The sequence below is a fragment of the Chitinophaga sp. RAB17 genome, assembly GCF_052114225.1.
In the GTDB taxonomy this organism is placed as follows: domain Bacteria; phylum Bacteroidota; class Bacteroidia; order Chitinophagales; family Chitinophagaceae; genus Chitinophaga.
Window position 1 is genome coordinate 167,960 of the sequence record NZ_JBFREI010000013.1, and the last position, 21,721, is coordinate 189,680.

The 21,721-nt window shown below is 42.9% G+C and carries 8 protein-coding genes; all 8 read right to left on the bottom strand.

What is annotated here, in order from left to right; translation table 11 throughout:
* Positions 1-174: 174 nt before the first annotated feature.
* Complete coding sequence (locus AB4Z08_RS30600; protein ID WP_441577597.1) at positions 175-1,392, bottom strand: FecR domain-containing protein; 1,218 nt, start codon at positions 1,390-1,392, stop codon at positions 175-177.
* A 55-nt stretch (positions 1,393-1,447) separates the two neighbouring features.
* On the bottom strand, positions 1,448-2,050 hold the full coding sequence (locus AB4Z08_RS30605) for an RNA polymerase sigma factor (RefSeq protein WP_441577598.1): 603 nt from the start codon (positions 2,048-2,050) through the stop codon (positions 1,448-1,450).
* Between the two features lie 509 nt (positions 2,051-2,559).
* Positions 2,560-3,063, bottom strand: a complete 504-nt coding sequence (locus AB4Z08_RS30610) for a hypothetical protein (protein ID WP_441577599.1) — start codon at positions 3,061-3,063, stop codon at positions 2,560-2,562.
* Positions 3,064-11,358, bottom strand: coding sequence for a DUF6443 domain-containing protein (locus tag AB4Z08_RS30615; protein ID WP_441577600.1), 8,295 nt, complete (start codon positions 11,356-11,358; stop codon positions 3,064-3,066).
* A gap of 6 nt (positions 11,359-11,364) precedes the next feature.
* A complete protein-coding gene (locus AB4Z08_RS30620; RefSeq protein WP_441577601.1) occupies positions 11,365-12,105 on the bottom strand; it encodes a hypothetical protein in 741 nt (246 codons plus the stop codon).
* Positions 12,098-15,628 carry a hypothetical protein gene (locus tag AB4Z08_RS30625; RefSeq protein WP_441577602.1) on the bottom strand — a complete coding sequence of 1,177 codons (3,531 nt, stop codon included), beginning with the start codon at positions 15,626-15,628 and terminating at the stop codon, positions 12,098-12,100. The genes AB4Z08_RS30620 and AB4Z08_RS30625 overlap by 8 nt, the downstream gene beginning before the upstream one ends.
* The gene (locus AB4Z08_RS30630; protein WP_441577603.1) at positions 15,604-16,098 is read right to left on the bottom strand and encodes a hypothetical protein; all 495 of its coding nucleotides are present in this window, start codon (positions 16,096-16,098) and stop codon (positions 15,604-15,606) included. Before AB4Z08_RS30630 ends, AB4Z08_RS30625 begins: the two co-directional genes overlap by 25 nt.
* Positions 16,099-16,121: 23 nt before the next feature.
* The gene (locus AB4Z08_RS30635; protein WP_441577604.1) at positions 16,122-21,701 is read right to left on the bottom strand and encodes a PA14 domain-containing protein; all 5,580 of its coding nucleotides are present in this window, start codon (positions 21,699-21,701) and stop codon (positions 16,122-16,124) included.
* Positions 21,702-21,721: the final 20 nt, after the last annotated feature.

Here is a 21,721-nt window from a genome sequence, read left to right on the forward strand (position 1 = left end):
ATTTGGTTGTTAATAAATGTGAAACGAAGAAACCGTTTAGAACCGACCAGATTCATTCACCGTCATGGCTGCAATCCATGACGGTTTTTTAATGGTTGGTTGTTGATATATATAGTTATTCCCTGACTGGTTTATCCAGCCCTCCTTAATGCATTCGGTGAAGAATATTATTGGCTACTTATTATTTAATACAATCAGTGTACGTCCTTCTACTCTAAAGTCTACTTCCGTTTTCCTTAATATTACCAGCAGATCCGCCAATGCGATTTGTCTGCTCATTTCTCCCTTAAATTTTTCATCTGGTATACCATTCTCATATACCACATCTATATTATACCAGCGTTCCAGCTGTCGCATCACCTCTCCCAGGTCTGCGTTTTCGAAATTAAATAAGTTGTTTTTCCAGGCCATTATTTTTTCAAGATCCGGATTATTTAGCACCGTAACTTTTTCTTCCTGCATATGCAGGCCTGTTGTATGGCCGATGCTGGCTTGTTGACCAGGTTCCAGTATAACACTGTTAGCATGACTAACCGCCACTCTCACGCTTCCGTCCAGCAGCGTGGTGCGAATTGAGTTTTCGTTTTCGTAGGCATTTACATTAAACGATGTGCCCAGTACTTCGATGGTTCCTTTATTGTTGATGTTGACGAGGAAAGGTTTGTTGGCATCCTTCGCTACTTCAAAGTATACTTCTCCCGTTACCTCCACCCTTCGCTCCTGCCCTGTAAAAGCAGTAGGATAGCGGATAGAGCTGGCGGCATTTAACCACACTCTGGTGCCATCCGGTAAGGTCACCTGGAACTGTCGTCCCTTTGGCGTGGTCATTTTGTTATATTCTGTGCTGCTGGCACTTTCACCGGCAGCATCATATATCAGTTTCCCATTGGACATTACTACGGAAGCGCCGCTTTGATGAGTGACTACCCCATTGCCCATACTGTCGAGTGATACCTGCCGGCCATCTGCCAGTGTAAGAATCGCCCCTTCTTTTCCCGGCACAATAACTGCCTGATTGGACGCCTGTAAAGTGGTGGGGGCTGATGTATGATTGACCCAAAACCAGGTGGCTCCACCTAGCAACATTGCCACAGCAGCTGCTGCCCAACCCCATTTGCGTAAGGAATGAATATGGAAGATGGAAGTCCTGGGAGGCGTTGCAAATGCAGGAATCTGCGCACCGATTTTCCGGGCAATCCGGTCTCCATCATAAGCATAAAAGCGTTGAAGATGAGTCATCAACTGCTGTCCATCACTGAGCTCCGCAAAAAGATGGCGGTTATTATCGGATGCGTTGATCCATTCGTCTAATACGATTTGCTCATTGGCATCGAGACTACCATCCAGGTATTTGCCAATTAAAATGGCGATGTAATGATTCTTTTCTTCCATACTACACTACTAAAACAACTAACTCTCCATTTTATACCGGTCTTCTGAAAAAAAATTACTGTTGCAGTAATATTAGTGCAGAAAGCAGCATGGGCAAGGAAATCAATTCATTTTTCAATAAGTTGTTACGTAGCAATGCCACCCCTTTTGCCTTTTGGTTTAAGACGGTTTGGTAGGCCATATTCAGCTCGGCGGCAATTTCAGCCGCGCTTTTGCCATCTATAATGGCCATGCGGACCACTAACCTGCATTGTGGGGGTAACTTTTCAATTTCCGAAAAAATGATCTGCATCACTTCCGTCCTGATGTAAGCATTTTCTACATCTATCGCCAGTTTATCGGCAGACCTTTCCAGCAGGTGATGAATATCATGATGCCGCTTTTCCGACTTAATATAGTTAAGTGCCGCATTTTTGGCAGCGGTGAAAAGAAAGGACTTCAGGTGATTGAGGGAAGGAAAATCTTCTTTTTTTTGATAAGCACTGATAAAGCAGTCGGACACAATATCTTCCGCTGCCATAGTATTGGCAATGATTTGTTCCGTAAAAAAACAGAGCGGCCGCTGATATATAGCATATACCTGGTGCAGCGCTTTATGATCCCCTTGCTGAAAAGAATTGATCAGCTCCATTTCCCCTTTTGCTCCGTTGATTGACAATAGCTAGTTTTAAATTTCAGATGTTTCAGTTGAAAGCACAAACTATAGCAAAAAATTAAGAGATTATAGCGCGGAGTTTAAATTACTATTGTTTAATTATTTATACATGCAATAATTAAACAATTACTGTAATGGATTTGAATTATATATGATTTATTTATTTTAAGCCATATCATGGGATATTGAACTTTATTTTCAATAAGAAAAACATGTATCCGCAGGAGTCGCGTAAACTGGGTAAAGAGATACAGCGGGCTTTAAAGCTGAAATAATTTGGTATAAAAACGCATCTTCTGCACCATGGCATCCCTACATGGCGATAAAATAAACAATGATGCTACTTCTGTACACGAACGTTAGATAGCAGTGATTCCTGAATGGTTTACGCTGTTCGATATTGATGAATGGAAAAGCATGTAACAGGTCAAATAGATAATAATCCTGGTTAGACGGCCACTATGTTAAAAAGACCACCTTTCGGCTGGTCTTTTTAACAGTAATGTATTTTGCTAAATAATTTTTAACCATTGAAAAATATTTTTTGTCGAAGACAACAAAAGTATCCATACAATTAAAACACCGATTCTCATAAGAATAGTTTTTCGATCTATCATTTTCACTTTATTTCCAAAGCCCTTATACCCTCGTATTTTTTCATCAGGTTCAAAAACTCTTTCCTTAATGGCGAAGAAACTACTCACTACAAATTTCTGATGTTTCTCATTAATTACATAAAAATATTTCCTTTTCAGGTTAAAAAACTTACCCAACATGAATCCGGAGCTTTCTTTCCGGGAAGGCATAACCTCTATGACCGTAAAATATTGTTTCTTCCCGATAAGTATGCTAACGAGGTAGGTTGTCTGAAATAAGATGCCAAAAAGCAGCAAAATATTAATCACATTTACTATCCAGTTGCTGGTATAAATTTCAACGAACCCATTATTCATAGCTCCGATACCAAACAGCATTAACCATACTATTAACTTATAGTCTCTTTTAAATCGTTTCATTTAATCTTCAGTAAAATATTCTTTAATTATATTTGGCACTTTAAGCTGGAATCGTATCCCCGCATTAACTTCGGCCTTAACCTTAATTCCAAATACATGTACAGGATCGGTTTCAGCAACTCCTCTTACACCAACCTGCATATCCCTTAATGTAGTAACTGCATCTCCCTGGACCTTCCATTCTCCTATGGGGATAGGGATATCACCAACAGGTACAATTATCTTCCCTTTGGCCCCCGGAATAGGAACCAGCAACCGATACCCTGGATCATAATCGCCTGATAAGGAGCCTTTAAGTGGCATATATCTTATATCTGCTCCTCCCATTTTCCCATTTACATATGCCGAAGTAAAATCTATTTTTTCAATTTTTGGTTTACTCCATTGACCATCATATGATGTTTTCACCTGCCCTCCAATAATTGGTATTACGGTTTTAACGGGAAACGCTACATTTTTGTCATTACCTATTTCCTTCTTTATAACTGTTCCTACATAACCTTGAACAGATTTAACAGGATTCCAGTCTGATAGAAAATCCAATACCTGTCTGCCGAAATTACCAAAATAGCGATCTTCGCTATGAATCACTGAAGTAACATCAACAGAATAATTTCCGTCTGCATCTTTCTTGGATGTCGTTTTAGTTTCACTAAATACCCAGTCTTCCTGCTGCTTGCGGTAATAAACCTCTCCTACATCCAAACCGGCACGCTTCGAACGATCTCTCATCCTTTCCGCGCTCCTTTTCGAGCCATACAAACCGAGAGGATCTACGTAAAGTATCGGGTTATTATGAAAAGTGGCATAGAGAGATTCACTATTAGTGGTTACAGGATCCAGGTTCCATCTCCTTCCTATCCTTGGATCATACTCCCAAAACTGCGCTGTATAGCTATTCCCCTCTCCCTTGACCTCATCTGATTTCTCTTGTCCATTAAATCCATATCTATATCCAGCTACGTTAAATCCTCTACCAGTTAATCCCATTCCAAAAGGCGCATAATCCTGGGCAGACACGACTCTCGCTTCGTAATGATCAATAATATTGCCGTCGGAAGAAATTCCCAACTTTTCATCCGATACAGTAGCCAGAACGTTCCCTAGATGATTAGACAATTCAAAGAATTTAAGTCCGCGCATAAAGTTAACAAATCTACCGTCTCCAACTCCTGTTAATCTGATAGGTTGAATATTTAGATCCTCTTGCAAAGCAGTTACACGGGTATCAATCCCTAATCTGCTGATTCCATATAAATGCGTTTCAGTCTGGCTTAACAAGCCGTTATTAATAGCTGTATTTCCACTTACATACACACTCACTACATTACCTGTAACGTCCCTTACATACCTCGTTTCTATATTACCGGCGATCTTGCTTATCCGGTTGCCTGCAGCATCATACTTATAAGTAATCAGCGTGCCATCTGCCTTCCTGATCCTGCTGATTTTTCCATATAAACTCCAGACAATGCTATCCATTTTCCCTTCTTTGTCTGCAATCAAATTACCGATGGAATCGTATTTATAATTATTGGCTTCCTGAGTATCGATATCGGTGTTATATTCTCCAGGTGGTACAACATCTGCTATAGACGTCAGCTTGTTGGTACCTTCTAAATATTTATATGTGAGTCCATCCATTTTCCGGGGTTTATTAGCCCATGTTTCATTACCGTTGCGATTATAGGTCCGGATATTTCCATTAGGATCATAAGTGATATCCTCTTTAAAATCTTCCACTGCTATTGGAGACCATGTATTATCACTATTATTAAATCCACGACTTACGTTCATACCAGTGAGCCTGTTGAGCACATCATATTTATATGCAAAAAGCAAGGGTTCCCCCACTTTGGGCAGGTTCAGGGAAATGCCACTAACACTGCTGTTAAATAAAGGTTTTAGCACCTCCCCCGTGCCTGCAAATGGGCGACTGGCAGATATTGGCATATAATCATGATCTCCATAGTAATGCAAAGCATATCCAAAAATATCCTTTGCAGTTAGCCCACTGCCTATACCATCATGGCCCATATCGGTAGTGGTATTGACAGAACTACTATTAACCCCCTTTAACCATCCTTGTAAATTATAAGCATAATCCATCCCCTGCACCTGCGCTTGCCCTATCACACTCCTGGCAAGTGATCCATGCTTGTAATATTGGTAATACGCATCATTTTCCCAATACAGGCTATCACGGCTCGTCTCTATATTAGTAATCCTGTTTTCTGCATCATAGTTATAGCGATGGTAATAAGCATCTACCTTACCTGGTTGGTAACTCACTGTATTTACATTGCCACTGATGAGGTCATAACTGTAACGGATCTCTTTCCAGCGATTACTACTATTATCCTCTGTTGCTGGATTATAGTCCTGCAACAAGGTATTTACATTACCGTGAATATCGTAGCTATAATAGGTAGCAGCAGCCTGTCCCCCCGCTATTGTATCTGCAATGTTATTATATACTGCTGACCAGGAAACCCTGTTTCTCAGGTTCTTTGCCTTCCATCCGATGCTCTCCACAAAATTATATGGTTGATCATACACTGTACGGGTAATCTGGGAACGACTTCCTCCAGCATTCTGTATCCAGGATAATAAAGCCACAGGATTCCTGCTGATGAGATTGGTCATCGTTGCACTGTTGTTAATTTCACCTACTTCTGTAATACGACCTATATCATCATAAAGCGTGTAACTATATGCCACTGACCCGTTTACCGGATACAATTGCCTGGCACTTTGGGAAACAACGAATCTTCCCAAGCGGTCATACCATAAACGTGATACGCCTGCATCGGGAGTCTTTAACTCTACCACACGATTCAATGTGTTATACCTATATTCTGTCTCCATCTTATGCAAAGGTGTAAGCGATATACCGCTACTTCTGGCGTCTTTCACACTGTCCAGCCAAGGACGGCTGCGATTTCTGAGCACACCGGCGGGGGGCACCATTTTTACCAGGTTACCTGCCTGATCATAATAATACAGGGTATAGTGATATTCTCCAAGATTATAATGCACCGCAAAACGCTCATGTGATTTGGCATCCAGTGACCTCGCCATATACGTACCTTCAAAATCATTCATCACGGAATCCCGGATAGCATTGTAGATTTCACGTGCCTTATTCTCCGCTATATCCACACTATCTGCACAAGCAGTTACCGGCCTTAACGGATCCTCCTCGTAAGCAGGTGTTGCATTACCACATAATAACCGGTCTCGTGACATAAAGCAACTGTCAATACCCGGACAGTTAATGATAGTCAGTATTGGCGTACATACTTTCTCTGTAATAGCAACAGTATTGATATTGTTATACGAAAGAAATAAACTGGCCTGTGGCAATATCGAAATCAATCCCGGGTTACTGGCACTCACACTCAGATTTTCCACTTTATCGTCACAACCACTTTTTCCGTCTTTATTAGCCAGCATCAACATCGCGCGGCCATTATACAAACCGGCGCCCGCGTAAGAGCTATCTGCATTCTGTACTACTTTATACAATTTATCGTCCCCGCTCAACTGCACATGACTTGTCCAGCTTAATGCATTTCCAGCATTCCATTTAGTCCACCACACATCCTGATTGGAAGATGCCGCAATCACACCGCCATCCAACGTTGGAGACGCTGTCCAGGTGGAAGAAACAGCACCGGAGATACCATTTAGTTGCTTACTACTCGCTACATAACCGGTCTTGTCCACATCTATAAAAATGCCGGCATTATTACTTCCTGCTACCACTATTTTATAACCCGTGGAAGTCTGGATTAGATTGTTTACCACACCCGTACCATTATTGGCTGGCTGGTATTGCAGCATGAGTAACTGTGCCCCTGTTTTCAGGTGCTGCTTGAATAACACTGGTGCAATACCATTCTGGCCATTCATAGCCGTTGCTGCCACTAATGTGTCGCTGTTGGTAACCAGGCTAATCATACCTTTTACATCACCGGAGCCGGTTTGCTTCAGCCATACCAGTTCTCCTCCTGCCGATAATACACCTGTCACCCATTCTGTATTGATATTATTGGTGGTACGTACACCCGCAATGGCAAAATTTCCATCATGGGTTTGTACGATATCGCAACCTTTCGCCCCATTGTTGGCACCAAAATCAACTGTCTTATTCCATTGCACCGCACCATGTGCATCGACCTTCACTACCATCATCGCTCCTTGTGGGAAACAAAAAGAACGCGTGGAACCAATGGCGATATAGCCACCATCTGCCGTTGGTATTAATCTGCGGAACTCCTCATCATCTTCTCCCCCATAGGCTTTAGACCATTGCAGCTGCCCGCGGGCGTCCGTTTTGATAATATAAGCATCCTTTTTACCTGCACTACACCCCGTAGTGGCACCTGCCATTATGAAGCCATCTGCCACAGAGCAGATATCAGTGATCGTATCCTGGCCACCGTTATTATAAGTAATCACCTGACGTTGGGAACTCGCTGTTTTTACACATACACGGGTACCCAGATCGGTAGAGTTATGACAACTATCTAAAAAAGCCAGGTAAGTAGCCGTTCTTTCACTGAAGCCCAGACGGTTGTTCATAAAGGCTTCAAACAGTTTGTTCTTAGCTCGCTGCTGCGGATCCGTTTCATCTGAAAGTGGTGTAATACCAGGATAAGCAACCGTGAACTGATGATACAGACTATCCGTTACCACACAGTTGACGCAGGGTGGGGCAATATTGCATTGGATTAATACAGGGATCTTCACCGGCTTTGTCAGATAGCTACAACCAGAGGTGTTACTGCTGCAGGCTGCCAGCAGATCATCAAGGTCCGTCTGCGCAATCATTACACCACGGGTACGTTTCAGGAAAACGGAGAAGTTGGCATCTTCTGGTTTTTTATTCTGAAGATATTGTGCATTCAGTAAACTCAGATTATTACACTCACAGTCCTGCGGTTTCTTGTAACTGGAGTTGTTAGCAAGGGCTGGCTGGTTATTATAAGGCTTAGGATAAGTGATCACCTCACCATTACACACCAGCGGATCCGTGATCTCGTGACTGTTGTTATACTCTGCCAGGATCGCCTGAAAACTGCTATAAGCATTCAAGGCCCCGGGTTTCAGTGTGCTGGCACCATAAGGATGATCCGCATCTGCACTGGCTTTACACAGGCTGAGTAATTTTGTTTTAATCTGTGCAAGGGCTGCATCTGTATATTTACATGGTGCCAGTTGCTTTAACCAGGTATTGGCCAGCGTGTCAATATTGTTATAATATATCTGGTTAACAGCCTGCTGCGCCGCATCCTTCGTTGCCTGTTCATTGCCCGTCTGACTTAAAATACCATTGGCGATATCCGTCACTCCGGTCTGTTTCATGATCAGGTCAGGCGTAATAAACTGAGGTTGTTTCTTCGCTGCAACAATATTTGCTGCTGCTGCACGATCAGATGTACACTTCCCATTGATATAATTAGTACTCTGCTCACGGTGAATATTCAGATACAGGGAGCGGAATGTACGCCACGCCATATCCAGGTCACCTGCACATAAAGCAGCTTCTGCATCTGCCGGTGTGAAGGTCCTGTAATCATTAAAACAATTCGCCGATTCACCACACTTAGTAATTGCTACCGCCATACCCAGCAAGGTGATAGTACCGGAAGGTGCCCTGTATTTTGTCAGGCCGGCGTTCAATTCTGCACCCTTATAGGCTGTCAGTGGATCCGGATTGGTAGGCCCTGTTGGCAACAGGTAGCCCTTTTGCTTCGCACCGAAATAAGTATCTGTTTTAGAAAAATCTTTCTCCCAAAGCTGCGCGCTCTTCATTGCAGCCTCCTGTAAAGCAACCAGCTTGCAATACTCCGGATGCAAAGGCAATAAAGCCTCCGCCCATGAAGCTTGAAATGCATCAACGAACTGCTCCGGAGTAAGGTCCTGGGGAACTACCAAGGTATTGGTTTCAGTACTCAACACTTTCGCTGGCTGATTATTAGCATCCAGGTAGGTAATATCTCTACGTTTATATGCAGGAGTAGTATTGTTCCGGTAAAAAATGGAATAATCCGTTTTCATGTCATCAGATAACAGTGCATACTGCCCCGAAGGCGGGCTCATATCCTGCAACATCATATTCCGGATATCATCTCCTTCTGAATGCTGTGGATCTTCACACTCCGCACATACCGGCTCACAAAGATTCTTCCGCTGTTTTATTAACTGGTTCTCACGGATCGTTTCATAGGTAGTACAGATATTATTTTTCAGGAAGATACTATCGCGATAGTACTCCATCGCCACGTGACTCACCGACAAAGTTTTCGAAATATTGTAAGTACCCTTCACCAGGAAAAGAGAAAATTGAAGCGACAACTTACCACCATTAGCTATCTGCAAATCCGGTGTATAGTTATGCAGAACCGTATCAAAAGGAACTTTACCCGGCATATGCTGGTTCCACACATCATCGGTAATCTGAATCCGCAGATCATACAGACTAACGTAATTGGTGGCATGCTGATCACACCCCAGCTTTGTCAACACCGGAGGATCCAGTTCGTAATTGAATGTATAGGTACCATCCATCAATACCGGTGTAGACCGATTCGTGATTAATGCACGGTCACGAATAAACGTTCTATCTGGACCAGATAAAGAGTCAGTAACAGGAATCACTTCTTTTTCCGGCACATCTTCCAGGCTCTTATTCCAGGCTTCTCCTGCCAAAGCAGTAGCAATAGTACGCCCATGCATGTCCACATAAGTTACAGATAACAGTCCATTGGCGTCTTCCACTGCATTCTTCTTATAATGACTACTGGAGCCCACCTCAGTACCAAATAATGCATCCAGGCTTTCCTGCTCTGCATCGCCATAGTAGTATTTTACCTCATGGTTGCTGCCTATTTTAAAGTCTGGTCCCAAACCTCCATGACGACTAATGCGCCCGGTATTATCCGCCGTGTAGACGATTTCACTAAAAGCATACCCTTTTGCATCCGGTAGGTATTGATTTACACCTATATTCTTTTCCGGATTCGCTGGAGAATAATACTGATTGGCACCCGACGCGGTAGACATTTGCGCTGCACTGGCGTTCGATACTTCAGAAGGCTGGTCTATATGGTCATACATATCTTTATCATATTCCCCACCATTGATCGCCGAGTTAATACTTCGTGTGTACCTCATCACATTGTTCAACGTTGGCGCAGGTAGCACCTGGATAACCGGCCTTCCCTGATAATCATACAACGATTCTGCCACCAACGTTTTATTGGTTATATTATCTTTTGTGACTGTTTGCCGGTTACGCAAACTACCGTCAAAATACTGCACTGACACCTTGCGCTTCCCGCCTTCTGCAAATGATGCATATGCCTGCCAGTTCAGCCTGTTCTGGTGACCATTAAAAATATAATGTCCCAATCCTCCACTATAATCAGAACTCCAGGCCGTTTCTATTCTCACATCATTACTCTTCTCCTGCACCGCTCTCACCCGATAATACAACACTCCAACTTTATCATATAATAAAGGAACAGCATAGGAGTTGCCCGCAATAGTGACTCTTGTCGCATTGTTCTCAAAAACCAATAACGGATTTAATGGCATACCAAACCTGTTAGCGTCCAACGCGCTGGAATCCACATACGCCCATTCCAGATCATATACGTCTGCCCCCGTTACAGCAGCCCAGCTCACAGTGATTTCATCAGTAGAATCAGTATTTGACGGATTATCGGAAGAAATTGTTTTGATAGCATCTGCTGTACAATCCAGTTTATATACTGGGTATACCGTCATCTCATTTTCCAGTATCAGCGCAGGAATAATATTTTTAGCGGCATTGGTAGTAATGCTTAACACTTTTACCTTTACCTGGTGCGCTTGTGTGAATACGAAACTATTGCGCATCTTATAAGGATGCGTGGTATCATAATCTACACTGATAGCCTGATCCGTAGAATCTGTACTCAGATTCGGAGCCGTATAATAAATACGTACATTCACCGTAGCACTGAAAGTAGCCGGCAGATACAAACTGGAAAATTCATTGATACGCAATGTGACGCTGTTACGCACCTGGTAGGGCGTATCCAGCTTACTCTTGTTGGCATCAAAATAATATTTGTCCTGTATATCAATTACTGAATCTTTCGCTAATTGTCCATTGGCGCCATCCAGCACTCTTTTGATCAGGATCCCACGATTTAGCTGGGCATAACCTGTTAATCCTGCCAGCAAAAAAAAACTGAGCAATAGCAATAGGGTACGGGGCACTTTCAGCAAATAAGGTTTCATATACTTCTATAGGTTCGGCGATGCTTTAAAAATCTGATATTCCCGGTAAGCCGGGGTTGGTTTGATGATATCTCCTTCTCTAATGAAGTAAGTATTTTCATCAAACCCATTATACGCTCCAGGCAATGGTTTATGATTAAAAAAACGGGAATCCACCTCCATCATCTTCATACTTCCTTCTTCTTCTTCCCTAAAACTTCCCGTAGGAGCCATCATGACGATATGTGTTTGTATGATGTAACCTGTGCGCTGATCAATCGTAAACTCGGCACTTCTACAATTGGCCCCTTCTTTATACCGGATCTTCAATATGCTTTCTTTACCTTTTGTATCTATTATCCAGTCCTGCATATCATCTGCGAGGCGTCGCATATTAAGATTACCGGCGATGCCGATGTCCTTACTGTCGGAAGATCGTGTCAGGTACATACTTTTATTCTGCTTAAACAATACAATCATATACCGCTCGTTCACGATGGTTTCCACGTCATTCAACAGGTAATGCAAACGGCTGCCATCCATCTGCATATAACCAGATATGGAATCGGTTATTTTAGTAGATCCGGTTTTTACACTGGTAATCTGAATATCATAGGATACTGGCACTTTCCTGGCAGCTTGCTGTATTTTATTAAACTCGGCAAACAGCCTTGTTGTATCCTGCGATTGTGCCAGCAACCGGAAAACCGAAGCCAGGAATACCAGCAGGAAAAAACTAACCCTTAAGGACACACGCTTACTATTCATTATCTGTTTTTATAAGACCGTTTCTTGATTCTTTGATCGTTTTCACACCACGCTCCGTTTCCTTCTTCACCCTGGTAAGCGTGCCGTCATCATCATACTCATAAAAGGATGCATAATTATTCTCATCCAGTTCTGCCATCAGACGCAGATTCTGCGGATCATATACAAACGATTTCATGTTAGCATTGTAAGGATGAAAACGCAGGTCATCGAAATATACCTTCGTTCCACCAGTAGCCACCATCACCACGCTAAGCCCCGTGCTACCTGCAGGAAGATCAATTACCTGTTCATACCGCTGCCAACCTTCAATGATACTACCAGTAGGCTGCACTTCCGCCGTAATACGGGTAGTACCCGCCACAAACAAGGTGATCTTATTATTGGTATAGGAAGTACAATTACAAACCTGTTCTTCTTTTACCCATACACTGAACAACATTCTTTTACCAGCCACTGGAGAAAACGGCGGCAGTAATACAGAACTATTCGCTTTCACATTTTTCAATACCTCATAGGGGGTGCAAACGCTGGCGCCTTTATTAAAAGTAGGAGATTCCAGCACCGTTTCCGCCGCTACCACTGTTACTTTCATCTGAATAGTATCTTTGGGATCAGCACGCAAACTATAACGTCCGGTGTGATGCTGGGTATTGTCTATTTTAGAACTGTAATTACTAAAGTCCAGTCTGCGATCCACTTTACAGCTGGCATCATCATTACACTTGCCACTCAGGAACCCATAGTCTTCGAAGCCATCAAATGCAGCGTCTCTATAGCGGCTGTTTTGCACAGTGGCCACTGGCACGGCATTATCATAGCCATATAACCCGGCGTTGTAACGTCCCAACGGGTCTTTATTTTCCAGTTCAAAACCTTTCTTATTAAAAATGGTGCTTTCTGCATTCCATACCCAGGTAGTAGAATCGTAGTTAGCATCCTTTGCCCATCCTTTTGTTTGTTGTTTCCAGAAGGTTTCAAAATCTCTGTAGGCACCATCTGTACGGATATTGGTCTTTTCAGCGGTGCTGGATTGTGCACGGGCGCCGTAATAAGTGTAGGTCCGCGATGCCCGCCAATTGCCCAGCATGCCAAATGTATAAGGATTAACACTGGTATCTGTAACAGCGCTATAACAATAAGTAACATAAGGTGCCAGGCGGATATTCACACTGCCTTCAATAGGGCGGGAACACATATCGGAGCTGATAGTTACATGATATACCCCTTCGTCTTTTGGCTTTACCTGCGGTAAGATCACCGTTTGATCACTGCTGGTAAAGTTATTAGGTCCCGTCCAGGAATAAACCTTGGCGGTGGTGGGTAGGTTAAACGCCTTCAGGTATACATCATCATTTATACAGAACAAAGGTTTGTCTGTCGTCACCACCTGGTAATTCGCAAAATCAAGGATCGCTATACGCTGTACAATGGAAGCCCCGCAATCATCAATGATCTTAACCTGGTAATTGGTGTTTCTGGATAACTGATATCTACTGTTACTATCGAATTTACCAGTGTAGTTACTATCCAGGTAGGGCCCTGTTTCACCTTTGCCATCTACTGCCAGTTTATATAAATAGCGCTTCGTACCGCTGTTACCATCTACCCCCTGTATTTTGATATGCCCGCTGTTAGCAGAATCACCAGGACATATCCAGCCAAGTGTACTGTCGCTTTTTGATTTCAGGGGAGCATCATCGAAAGTGATGTCTTTACAATTACTGCCGTTATCATATGGCATCACATATGCACCCATTGCAATCCTATAGGTACCTGCAAATGGAAAGACGAATGATTGCCCTTCATTAATACCATCAGTAGGAAAAGAATTAGTACCGGATACTATTTTATAATTTCCGTTATTTAGTCTGCCTCCATGTCTGACAGTACCTTTCGGCGTTACTTTCATCCCCAGGCAAGTTCTCTCCATACTATATGACCAATCATACCAGTATACATCCTCATCGCTTACATAAAAGGGAACATCGTAGGTTTTCCCTTTACATACATCATTCACCCTGAAAATATAATATCCGGGTGCCCAGTAATTACGATTATCGTCACCTAGCAAACCCTGTGTGTTAATAGTTGTGTAAGTGGGAAACACTTTCCCTGTGCGGGGATAAATTAACTGAACCGTAGCTCCCGGCGAAAAATTTCCATTATTACTTTTTAAATTAAGTTGGATAACGCCACCCATACCTGACAATACCCAATAGTCTGCGTCCGCATAAATGGAGTATGGATTCGATATCTCTGCTGGTGCCTCCACCAGAAAAGCAGTGTCATTAGCCATCACGTACCCATCAGCAGTAGTAACCGTCAGTCTGTAATCGCCAAAAGGAAATTGCTGAGAAATCGTTCCGGAATAAAAATTCGCTGTTTGTGTCAATACCTGATTGGTTACCTTATTTTGTAAGGAAATAGTAAGAGGATTGCAATAAGAAGCTGAATTATAAAAGTCGGTGGACAACCTGAATTGGCCGTCACAGTCTTTCAGCACATTGTATCCAAAATTTGGGGTCGGCACTTGCTCAGTACCTATAAACTCACCCTGACAAAGAATATTTAAATAGTAAGTAATTATTTTTCCATAATAATCCTTTTGTGTCTTTCCGGCTGGAAACGTAATTGTCTGATAACTGTTGCTCGTGCCGTCTATTGCTTTATATGGAGTTCTGGCCCCCCCGTCCAGCGACATACTATAAGTAGCAATACTATCTGTGTAGTTATAACCAGAATTATTGACTTCAGTGATATAAGGATAGCTGGATACGCTGTTACAGTTATCAGTACCCCGAAACTGCGGATAAATCCTTGTGACTGGCGGAAACTCCGCTATCGTAATACTTCCGGTAGCAGGGGTTGTAGAACAGGCGTCTGTAACGGAAACAGCATAAGTACCTGCGGTAAGATTACCAATAATCAAGGTATTAACACTGGTATCAATATTCCTGGGCCCGTTGTAGCTTGCCGGTGCAGAAGTAATTGTAATCCGGTAGGGTTTCCTTCCATCGTTCATTTCTAATCTCATACGTCCGGTATTACATGCATTCATTGTATTTCTCGCCAAAAAAACAGCTGCTGTCAGCTCCTTATAACTTCCCCCTACTACTACCTCCAACGTCCGGGAAACTTGTTGCTGACCACACAATGCTTCTACCAATACCTGGTACCTGCCTGCTTTCAGATTCTCCAGCACTGGTGTAGTACTCTGATAGATTACATTCCCACCTGTGAACAAAGGATTCAGACTATAGAAAAAATTACTGAGATTGCCTGCATCTGCACCATTAACAGATACTGTAATTTTACCATTAGCAGCACAACTGGAGCTGTCTATCACAGCAGCAATATTCCAGTTATTGCATTGCGCCCATAACTGGTTGCCGGTAAATAACAGCAGCATTAACAATATCCCGGCCGCTCTTTTCTTGCATTTATTAAATTGTCCCATCGGTATAGGGTAATAGGCTTTAGTAATATGTTTCAGGATCAGTGAACCCTGGTATAGTGACATGTATATTTAACTTTAACCGGAACTCCGGTGGATCTATCCATATATCCCGATACTATCGGACCTACATCCAGATCGCCATTGCTACCGAATGAATATTGCAACAATAGCTGCTGCACTGGTGCGTCTTTTTGAGGAGTATTAACCGCATGCGCCTGTTTTAACTCCAAACGCCCGGAGTCAGCACGTGCATAATCCCAGGCATTACGGCCACCGGATTGTTTAATCATACAATACTCCTCCGTGAACACAAGATTCAGCAATACGCTCCCCATCCTGGCAATCGAATCATATCTGCTGATCTCCTCTTTTCCCAGCAAATTCCCCTGCTGCATATGATAGCGCTCTACTGCCACACTTTTAATCTGCCACTCTCCTTTCAACTTTACATCTATTGGTACCCGCATCTGCTGGGCAGATACCTGTAAGCCGGATAATAACAACAGCGTAAATACAATATTTCTCATCTTCATAAATTCTTTTTTAACAATGACGATTACTGGTAAACACAGGTGGTGGTGGATTTCTTGGAATCTTCCACATGCCAACTCTGCTTATATTCTACCATCGAAGCATTAATAATATTCTTCCGTTTATCGATCACCAGTTTATAACCGTTGCTGGTTCTTTCCAATGGACTCTTCATCATTGTTACAGTACCCATATTGGCGCCCATATTCTTTCTGCCGGAACGGATGATTTTCATTGTAATATCATTACCTGTCACTGGTGCCCCTTCCTTCGTCATGAAGTAAATATCCGGTGAACCACCTTTAATGGCGTTGGCATCCACTGCCCAGATTTTAGCACTACCCGGGAAAGTAGCCAGTTGTGTTGAACAGGCAGCTGTATCTACCTGTATCTTACTATACATAATGATCTCATCACCTGAGGTAAAGTAATCTCCCACGGTAGCAGGAGAAAGATCATTTAACAACTTACCTGCTTTGATGTTAATTCCAGTGAGCGAAGTATTGATATTCTTGTAAGCACCACTCATGCCATCGTATGCCCACGCTGCTGGATACACAAACTGGAAGATAGAATCTCCGAATTCGTTTTGTGTGGCGGTCAGCAATACATTTCCGGTTTCGCTGTCGAACAGCAGGTTGCGGGTGGTGACCCTGCTGCCTTTATCGGTTACGGCTATACTATCCAGGATGCCATGACGGTTAATCACTTTTGTCATAGCCGAGGAACGATATTTCTTTTCCTCACTTTGAGGATATACCAATCCAAAACCGGTACTGGACCATAAGCCTGCATAAAAACCATCCGTTCCTGCGCTATAGCACATCCCTTCCGTTTTAGAAGTTTGTTCGCGCATATCGGTCATCAGTTCTACATCCAATCCTATAATAGCACTGGAATCTATTACCCCCTGTGCATTCATCGATAGTACGCGGTTATTCAGGTGTTTAAATTCACTGTTCTCATCTGCCACCCGGTAATAGTTGGTAGTGGAAGATATCGGCTCTTTGCCTACTTCTGCATATACCGACTGCGACTTTACCTTTCCATGCATATCATTCAATTCCACTACAAACCCCTGGGTCATGACCAGGTGACGCGCCGAATTTATTTTCAGTATTCCTCCCAGGCCAGGTGTATATTCCATACGGGTAACTCCCCCTTCAAATTCAGAGAAGGCAACATAAGTAGGAAAGTCATAGGCGGTATAAAAACAGCTTTCATTATATCCGTTTGCAGAACGTGTATTTTTGGTGATCAACGAACGGCTCTGAACTTTGCTATATCCTACAGAGGCTCCTGGAAACAAGGTTTCTCCCAATGGTGTCTCCACGTAACTCACCACATCCGGGATCAGCTTACCTAATTTCTCTTTATATATAAGTGGTGTACGCCACGGATTATCTTCCCCTCCAAGAATGGGTTCATAAGCAGCTACGCCACTGCTGATCTCCACTTCTTTGCCATTGATTTGTTTTGTGGTAGTATAATTATAAACTGTACCATACAGGGATTCTTTCTGTCCCGTCATGGCGTTCCAGTGGTCATAGATCAGGATACTCTTTACCCGTAGCCCTCCACCATATTTTTTATAATTCGGTTCATTTAACCTCGCAAAGGAGCGTGTAAGATCCAAATCCCTTGCAGCACCGCGGCTCCGGGCTGCAGCAGGAAATCCCTTCAACTCACTGTGAATAGAAGTAACCATGGTGGCCAGCATTTTAATAGCACTGGCCCCGTTCAGGTCATCTCCTATTTCAGTGCCGGGATAAGCCTTACCAGGCAGGTTCACTTTCAGGAATTGTATGGCAGCATTAGCCAGCGGACTGAATTTACCCCCTCCATCTCCATCCAGTTGTACAGAGCGGAGTTTTACATAGATGGTATTGCCATTGTCATAATAACCATAATCCGTTCCATCAAGAAATCCATAACAGGAAATATATTCGGAACCGTTGTCCGGTTTGTCTTTCTCTATTGGCATCTGTACATTCAAACGGAAGAAGAGCGTGTCATGTAATCCTTCCAGGTAGTTGCTGAATACTTCACTCTTGGAAGTAACCGACTTTGGTACTTTAAAAGATACATACAGGTAATCCGAGCCACCATATAGTTTATTGGAGATATCGTTCAATGAAGTAGGACGGCCAGCGGAAAGCCCGGCTATAGGCGTCATCTGAGCCACACGACGATTTTGCACATAAGCATAATCATCACTCTCATAATTGATCTTTATCCGGCCGCCTGATGGCAGTCTGATAGAGTCCATCGTCCAGGCAGCCACGTTGGCCGCCATTACAGCACTATCCTGTAACGCATATGGATACTCCGCATTTGTAATCAGGTTCTGAGCGGTAGATTTTGGATTCTGTAATGCATCTTTATAATTACCCCAACGGTCAAATGATTTTCCATTATATCCAGGGTTTTTACTGTTATAGTAAAAAACGTAACTATTTCGTCTGGCTCTTACAGAATCTTTGCTCTGGTTACCATTATAGGAGAACCAGATTCTTTTCAGTGTCAACTTCCCGCCATTATTCAGCGGGGCATTAATACCAGGACAAAGTTCATAAGTATAATCGAAATGAACAGTTTTGATGGCTTTTGCCTTGTCACCGTATTTGATAAAATCGGCTTTGGTATACAGATTAATTTCATCCAGTTTCTTAGGTAACTGGCTATTGATTATCTTTTCTCCGTTTTCTCTGATAGGCAGCAGATCTTCCCGGTTGCTCACCTTAAAAGTAGCCACCATGTTTTTGGAAATAATGGAGTTCAGATACCATAACTCTTTCTCTCCGTATACGTAACTACCCTTGTCATCTTTAAAATTAGATTTTACCGCTTCATTAAAAGTTACCTTATTACTATAGGGGGTTCTCCATTTATAGGAATAGGCACTACCCGCAGTTTTGGAATAATTAAACTTAACGGCATTTCCCGGGTCATCATCGGTGATGCCATCTCCGGTAAGATCCACATAATCCGGAGAAACAATCCCCGTAAGCAGAAAGCTATGCGCGTAAGCAGGCATCTCTTCTTTTGACAGATAATGATCATTACCCTTATCGTTATTAATCGTATTATCTTTTCCTGATTGATAATCTGCGGTACCTTCTGCTGTATTTCCATCTTCATGATTCAATGAAAAAGTAGCTTCTGTCTGAGCCAGGTTGTATACCGGTATGCCATATACGTACTTCTGTCCATCCGGGTTTAACACATCAATTTCCGAGATATGGTGTGGTTTACGGAAATTATTGACCCTTTTCTCCAGTGAAACATAACCCAGATTCAGGGTATCGATCGTTTCAGGCAAATAGAAGTTTTCGTTCGGTACCCTCGTTCCATTGCAATACCAATCCATCTTTAATACACCATCCGCTTCAGCATTGAAATAGTCGACTCTGATATCATACATTTTACCAGCTTCCAGGTTTACGGTGCCTTCTGCATGTTCATAGCCATATTCATGATCAAATTTGTCGATAAAAGGGGCGTCACGCTCATTGATATATAACCGGAGCTTATCATTCAAAATGGTTTTGATCTGGTATACGCCGGTTAAAGGTGCTTTTAAACGAGACCTAAACCGCATGCATACACGTTCTTCTCCGGTATAGGGCACGGCTGGTTTGGCCCTGGGCCATAAGTCCCACATGTGGTCAAAAGTGATATCCGGGAAGGTGACTACGTGTTTTAATGCGTAATCAAAAAACCAGTCGGCCTCATATATCTCCGCCAAAAATCCCTGTTTACTTTCCAGGCTTGATGGCATAGTCATATCACACTTATTCAGTGTATACTCATTTACTTTATAGTTCTCAATAAACTTTGCCATCCCCACAGTACTGGCTTCTTCAGCAGATAAATAGGTGATCAGTTGTGTACGTTTATCACGATCCTTTTTACGATTATTGGCCGCAGATATTGGTAATTTGTCAATCACTTTACCACCACGATATCTCAACAGGTTACCCGTGGTATGAATATGCCTGGTTTGATCACCATCAATTTCCGGTATTACCACATCGTCTTCCCCTATTGTTTCATAGAACTGGCTGTTGTTGATCGCCATCTCTCCCGGGTTACGGAAATATACGGGCTCATAATCCTTCTCTGCATTGGTAAAACGAAGATTGGCCGCCAGGGGGTTTTCATCTTTCCAGGGGCCGCTAACGGAATAGGCATGTGTTTGGTTAAAGTCGGCGCCTATATGTATGGCATTACCAGCTCCTATGTCTACACCGCCACTTATCGATTTATCGCGGGTTTTCATAGGATGATCGAATACATATCCCATATCATTACGGTATGCCCTGAACATACCACCCGTTCCTTCTCCCGTAATGGAAAAGGCATCATAGGTATAGTAAGGCAGGGCGATGGTACGGTTGCTCGATTGGGCCGGAATTTCCCTTTCCCGGTTATAATCCAGCAAAGCGTTTTCCTGCACACCACCATTATATAAATTAAGATACCCGTATGCTGGTAAGGTTTGTTTCTTATCCTCAGTTGCAATGTACTGGGTGGTAACATACCCGCTCAATCCAAAATTCGGATAGAATCCGAATAATTCTCCTCCTAAACTAAATTTGCCGGTATATGCCTCACTGGTATAAGGCATACTGATAGTAGGTGTATAGGAAGGTGCAGCAAAGCTGATGGAACTTGAAAAACCCAAAGAACCATAACCATTTACGCTCGTATTTTGTACAATTTTTTCTAAGTGTTGATATTTGGTAATCCCGGCAGAAAACTGCAGTGCTTTCATACCACTCCTGGTATTAAAAGAAAGACTGCTGGAAATATTCCCCGAAAACCCACCATTTTCATTGGTGCCTTTCTGGTACAGGGAAATGGATATACCAGGTGACACGCTCAATCCTCCCTGTGTATTTTGTGAGATGCCAAGACTGGCAGTCAACGGTCCATCTGATTTAGACCCACTGCGGATACTGGCATTAATACCCTGCTCCATTCCCCAGCCACGATAGTTATTATAGAACAATCCCAGGCTGGCGGTAAATTTGATAGGAGTACCAAAAATCTTACTACCGAAACTACCGTCAACGCCTATGGTTTTATTCTCTTTAATAGTCATCTCTTTTGTTATCCTGTCCGTGCCATTGAAGTCATCCGGCAGGCCTCGCACATTCCTCGTAATGGAGCCCGGATTAATATTCCATCCCAGCCCCGTCCAGCTGGCCTCCTGATCCATTGTAATCCCGCTGTTATAACCAATAGAAATAGGATATCCACCTACGTCCATTAAAGGAATGCTATAGGAAAAATCCCCGCTGAAAAGGTTGACCATATTATCACTGTTCACAGAATGGAAAGATTCTGTTTCCGGCTGGGTAGGTCCTCCATCTGCTTTAGTTGCTTCGCCGGATAAGCTACCTGAAACCGCATTCACGTTTATAGGTACTTTCGCCTTACTGGTAGCAGGCAACGGGAGTACGGCAGCAGCCGGCCTGGTATAACGGGGTGCACCAGGCTTTCCCAAAGCATAGGAAGGTAGGATAGCTTCCATATAGATCAGGGATAGCATAAAACCCGCTATCAGTTTCTTCCTCTTTGCAGCAAGAGCCAATATCATTTCACTTTGTTTTATAGGTA